The organism is Cetobacterium somerae ATCC BAA-474 (genome assembly GCF_000479045.1).
Classification (GTDB): Bacteria; Fusobacteriota; Fusobacteriia; order Fusobacteriales; family Fusobacteriaceae; genus Cetobacterium_A; species Cetobacterium_A somerae.
Genome location: NZ_KI518161.1, coordinates 1 through 6,182 on the forward strand (window position 1 = coordinate 1; position 6,182 = coordinate 6,182).

At 28.4% G+C, this 6,182-nt stretch carries 3 protein-coding genes and 1 pseudogene; 2 read left to right on the forward strand and 2 right to left on the reverse strand.

Annotated elements, in window-relative coordinates:
- Positions 1–1,120 precede the first annotated feature (1,120 nt).
- Together tetA(P) and tetB(P) are read left to right on the forward strand one after the other, a co-directional pair.
- Positions 1,121–2,384 (forward strand): annotated as a pseudogene (gene tetA(P), locus HMPREF0202_RS07175) (tetracycline efflux MFS transporter TetA(P)).
- Complete coding sequence (gene tetB(P), locus HMPREF0202_RS07180; RefSeq protein ID WP_023050237.1) at positions 2,368–4,314, forward strand: tetracycline resistance ribosomal protection protein TetB(P); 1,947 nt, start codon at positions 2,368–2,370, stop codon at positions 4,312–4,314. The pseudogene tetA(P) and the gene tetB(P) overlap by 17 nt, the downstream one beginning before the upstream one ends.
- A 596-nt stretch (positions 4,315–4,910) precedes the next feature.
- Here the strand turns inward: tetB(P) and HMPREF0202_RS07185 are convergent.
- A complete protein-coding gene (locus tag HMPREF0202_RS07185) occupies positions 4,911–5,165 on the reverse strand; it encodes a Mor transcription activator family protein (RefSeq protein ID WP_023050238.1) in 255 nt (84 codons plus the stop codon).
- A gap of 95 nt (positions 5,166–5,260) precedes the next feature.
- Complete coding sequence (locus HMPREF0202_RS07190) at positions 5,261–6,061, reverse strand: DUF2971 domain-containing protein (RefSeq protein WP_023050239.1); 801 nt, start codon at positions 6,059–6,061, stop codon at positions 5,261–5,263.
- Positions 6,062–6,182 lie beyond the last annotated feature (121 nt).

The following is a 6,182-nucleotide window of genomic DNA, read 5'->3' on the forward strand; positions in this document are numbered from 1 at the left end:
TGTTATTCCGCGTTTTCCTGATGGGACCCCGAGTTAAAGATAAAAATAACTACTACTACAGCTATGCAAATCCCATACGCGAGATCCATATACTTTAATTTAAAGAAAACATCAAATATTGAGATTAATAAAAAAAATACTGCTGATAATATTTCAAGTGCTAATTGTTATTTTATAGTGTACTGTCTTTTAATCATAATAAATCCTCCTTTAAAGCTACATATATATAACTTTTAACTTCTTTAATAGGGGTAGCGTCAGGAAAATGTGCAATCCGTACGTTAAACAAAATTAAGCTAGTAATTTCAATGGTTGTAGCAATTTGAGTGTTTTATTAATAAACCACCAAAACGCATAGACTTATTTAATTTTAAAATAATTGTGATATAAGTCTATTGGGACACCTCGAAGTATTGATTTTACTTATTTTAGTTAATGTTCCAATAGGGCATACCTCATTAAAACATAGTATATAAATTATTCCTTAACGTAAGATTTCCGCGAAAATAGGACTCTACCCCTAATAAAGTTTCGATTAAATTTTGATAAATGTAAAAGTAAAAGCATTGAATAAAATTAAAAATTTATATATAATGTAATTATACTAAAATATAAACATGAAAAATATAAATGTAAAGGGGTTATAAATATGCGCAAAGAGGTAGTTTTTAACTAAACTAACTGAATAAGGATTATTTTAAAAAGTATATGAAAAAATCTTGAATAACTCAAGGTTTATTTGTGGTAGAATCAATTATTGATATTACCATGTTTGTTTGTGTACTCTAAAAATAATCAGTATTATAATGAGCATGTTACACCTCTATTTGCAGAATAGGAAAACTGTGTTCTAAACACGGTATTTTTATGTCTATTTTTGCTACATTTATAGATATGGTATAAGATTTTAATTTGAATAGCTTAATAATAAGCTATATAAATTAAAGTTCTATATTTCATGTTTATATTTAGGTTATATAATTATGAGGCTGTAAGTGAATTATATTCATTTACAGCCTTTTTTTATTTAAGGAGATTATTTTGATGATTTATATATTTAAATATGAAGATTATGAAAAACAAACAAATTTTTTAAGAAATATTAGGATGGTGATGATTAATGGTTAATAAACTTTCAGCATATAAAACTTATTTATTATTTTCAGCTATTACAGCAATGTGTTTTTCGCTAGTAGCTACAGTTATGATAGTGTATCACATTGAAACGGTGCATTTAAATCCACTTCAGCTTATACTTGTTGGAACTACTTTAGAAGTAGCATGCTTTATATTTGAAATTCCTACAGGCATAGTTGCAGATGTGTACAGTCGTAAACTATCTATTGTTATTGGTGTAGTTTTAACAGGAGTGGGATTTATTTTAGAAGGTTCTATTTCTAGTTTCGTTTTCATACTTGCAGCACAGATTATATGGGGATTAGGTTCTACTTTTATCAGTGGATCTGTTGAAGCTTGGATTGCGGAAGAAGAGAAAGATAAAGATTTGGATAAAATTTATATAAAGGGAGCACAAGCAGGACAGATAGGATCGGTTATTGGAATAGTACTAAGCACTGTAATAGCTAATTTCTCTGTAAGACTACCTATTATAGTTAGTGGAGTTTTATTTATAATTCTTGCATTATTTTTATGGTTATATATGCCAGAAAATAATTTTAAATCATCTGCTCCAGAGGATTTAAATACATTCAAAAAGATGGGATATACCTTTAAATCTGGTATTAAATTTATAAAAAGCAAACCTATAATTATAATTTTGCTTTCAGTAACTTTATTTTATGGATTATCCAGTGAAGGTTATGATAGACATTTCTAATGTGCATTTTTTACAAGATACTATGCTTCCTAAACTTGGAAACCTTAAATCAGTGACTTGGTTCGGAATTTTTGGAATTTCAGGAATGATATTGAGTGCTATAGTAATGCATTTTATGGCAAAAAAGCTTAAGGATGATGATAAGAATCAAAATGGAAAGCTGTTATTATGTATAAATATATTTTATATATCATTTATGTTCATATTTGCTATTACAAAAAGCTTTAACTTAATGCTAATAGCTTATTTAGCGACAAGTACCTTTAGAACTATAAATGAACCTATATTTAGTGCATGGCTTAATGGACATATAGATGACAAGGCCAGAGCTACTGTACTTTCTATAAATGGACAAATAAATTCCTTAGGTCAAATTTTAGGTGGACCAATTATAGGAATCATAGCTACAAATATTTCAGTAAGTATGGGTATAGCATGTACTTCGTTATTAGTAACACCGGTATTAGTGTTATATATTGTTGCTATGATAATGGATAAAAAGGTGGTTGATAGAGTTGGAGGTATTGATTATGAAGAAAATAATTAATATAGGAATCGTAGCACACGTGGATGCAGGAAAAACAACTATAACAGAAAACTTATTATATTATAGTGGAGCTATAAAATCAGTTGGAAGAGTTGATCTAGGCAATACACAGACGGATTCTATGGAGCTTGAACGTAAGAGAGGAATTACCATTAAATCGTCAACCATATCTTTTAATTGGAATAATGTTAAGGTTAATATTGTTGATACTCCAGGACATGTGGATTTTATTTCGGAAGTTGAACGTTCATTAAGTGGCTTAGATGGAGCAATACTAGTTATATCAGGAGTAGAGGGAATTCAGTCACAAACAAGAATATTATTTGACACATTAAAGGAGTTAAACATTCCAACAATAATTTTTGTAAATAAGCTAGATAGAATTGGTGCAAATTTCAATAAAGTATTTGAAGAGATAAAGAAGAATATGTCCAATAAAGTAGTTAGATTACAAGAAGTATATGATGCAGGAAGCAAAGCTGTTTATTTTGATACATGCATAATAAATGATGATGCTATTAATGTTTTATCAGACTTAGACGAAGCATTTTTAGAAAGATATATTGGTGGAATAGAACCTGATAAAGAAGAAATACAAGAAAAGCTTTCATTATATGCAAGGGAAGGAAGTCTATATCCAGTATTTTGTGGTGCTGCAGCAATTGGACTTGGAGTTGAAGATTTATTAGATGGAATTTGTAGTTATTTTCCATTTTCAGGTGATGATTGTGAAAGTGATTTATCTGGAGTAGTGTTTAAAATCGAAAGAGCAAGTAAAAATGAAAAGAAGGTTTATGTAAGATTATTTGGAGGAAAAATATCTGTAAGAGATAAAATTCAAGTACCTAATAAGGAGCTAGCAGAAAAAGTAAAGAAAATTAATAGGCTAGAAAATGGTGTAATTATTGAAGCACAGAGGATAGAAGCAGGGGATATAGGTATTTTATATGGACTTACAAGTTTCCAAGTGGGAGATGTTATTGGAATTTCAAATAATAAAATTAAAAATATATCTATAGCTAAACCAGCATTAAAAACAACAATTTCTGCAATTGATAAAGAAAAAAATCCAGAGCTATTTAAAGCATTAATATTACTTGCAGAGGAAGATCCACTACTAGAATTAGAGATGAATGACATGGATAAAGAAATTTATGTCAACTTATTCGGTGAAGTTCAAATGGAAATACTAAGTTCTATCTTAGATGATTTATATGGAATAAAAGTAGAGTTTTCGAATATTGAGACTATCTATAAGGAAACACCTAAAGGTTTTGGATCATCAATAATGCATATGCAGGAAGACTTAAATCCATTTTGGGCGACAGTAGGCTTAGAAATAGAACCAGCAGGGAGAGGCGAAGGTCTTAGGTATATTTCTAATGTTTCAGTAGGGTCATTGCCAAAATCTTTTCAAAATGCAATTGAAGAAGCAGTTATTAAGACAAGCAAACAAGGATTATTTGGATGGGAGGTTACAGATGTAAAAGTCACTCTTAGCTGTGGTGAATTTTTTAGTCCAGCCAGCACTCCAGCAGATTTTAGAAATGTGACACCTATGGTATTAATGGAAGCATTATATAAAGCACAAACTGTTTTATTAGAGCCATTACATGAGTTTGATTTAAGGATTCCTCAAAATGCTTTAAGTAAAGCGGTATGGGATTTAGAAACTATGAGGGCAACCTTTGATAATCCTATTGTTATAGGGGATGAATTCTCAATAAAGGGATTAATTCCAGTAGAAAATTCAAAAGAATATAAAATGAAAATAGCTTCATATACAGAAGGTAGGGGAATGTTTGTGACAAAATTTTATGGGTATAAGGAAGTTTCCGCTGGATTTGCAAAAGCACGCCAAAAAACAACTTATGATCCATTGAATAAAAAAGAGTATTTGCTTCATAAATTAAACGCAATTAGAGATTAAATTTAAATAGATAAGTTAAATTTTTATAGGCCAACCTGCGTTTTTTCTGCAAAATTGCACCAAAATTTGTTCAAATCTAGTAATACCAATTAGTACATAGATGATAAATTAATGCACTAATTGGTATATATGTTGAGAATGAAAGATTATTTGTATAATATTATAGGCCTAACTATCATATTCTCGAAAAAAAGCACCAAACATTATCTAAATCATTGAAATAGCTGTATTTTATGAAATTTCAATAATAATCAAATTTAAGACCTTGTTATCACTAATTAATGACAACAAGCAAGTGATTGTAATAAGTTTACTTGTTTCTATTTTTTTGAAACTTTACTTTTTAAAGTTAATCTTAAATTAATAGTTTTAAATTCTAAAATACGTTAACTTTACTTTTTTAGTAATTTACCAGTCTTTTTAATTATTCTCTTTAATTTTTTAATATTGTTATTTAGCTTGTTAACTTCTTAAAATAAAAAGAACTCCATATCTAAAAATAGATTATGGAGCTCTTTTTATTAGTATTTTGTTAAAAATCTAAAACTTTATTTAAGTCGTAATAATACAATTTAATTTCTAAAAATTCAACTTGATTATTTATTTTTCCGAATAATAGCTCTAACATAACTTTCAGACATTCTGTACTTACTCGCTAATTCCTTTACATTAAATCCATTGAACTCTTCTATAATATCTCTATCACGAGCTTCTTTATATATCATCTTTTCAGTAGGAAAATACACAGATGTCCCCCCAAATTCTTCAAATAACACCTTAGTTATATCTATTCCAACTCTCATAGCTATATTTTCAAATTGTGGAGGTAGATCACTCATTTTTAAATCCATAAAATATCCCCCTAAAATATATTTTATATGAATAATTCTACAAATAATCTAAATAACCTACTATATGTATATAATCTTTATCATTATTCTATATCTTACAATCTTGGCTCCCATATTAATTTAGCCTCTAATTTAAATTCATTTTGATTTAAATACATCTTATAAATTTTTATATTTTTACCTTTAGCAATATCCATTATTGATTTCTTAATTTGTTCATCCATATTACTTCCTAAGTAAATCGCTATAGGAGCTATAATATTACTTTGACTTACACATTTTTCCGCAGGTTTTACTAATCTCCATTCTTCTTCATAACTCCACTCTTTAGATTTAGTAAAAATTAATTTTAATTTATCATCTATATCGTTAGGCAAATCATTGCAGTATTTAACTGGTAAAGGCAGTGTAATTAATTCTTTCAACATTTTAAAATCATATTCTAAGCAAAACCCCTTATGCGAATTAGCATAATGACTCCACATTAAAATTGAATCATTCTTTTGAGAAAAACAACTTACTCGAAATGTGCTTCTCACTGTTTTTATAAAGTTCAAACGAGCTTCTTCATTTTTTTTGAAATTTTCTATAAATAATTCATCCTCTTCAATATTTGTTTCTGCTTTGCCAAATATTTTATCTATAGTACTTTTTCTATTCAATATAGTTTCTTTTAAGTCCTCAATTGAATTATCAAATAAAGCCCCACTTACAAATGTATCAAAGGGATCATTAAACCATAACTGTTCGTCTTTAAAATCATCTATAGAATTTTTATTACCAGATCTGTATTTGTACAGTGTCCTTGGTTTATTTGCAACTAAACTTCTATATGCTGTATCACGATCTACATTTTTATAATCCCAAAATAAAGTTCCTAAATCTAAGCTATCCATAAAAAACTCCCCCTTTAACAAACTCTTCTAATAATAAAAGTCCTACAGGACTAAAGTCCCCCAATACTAAGAGGACATTTCAGGCAACATTTAAAACTTTATCAAGAGGGTGAAATGACAG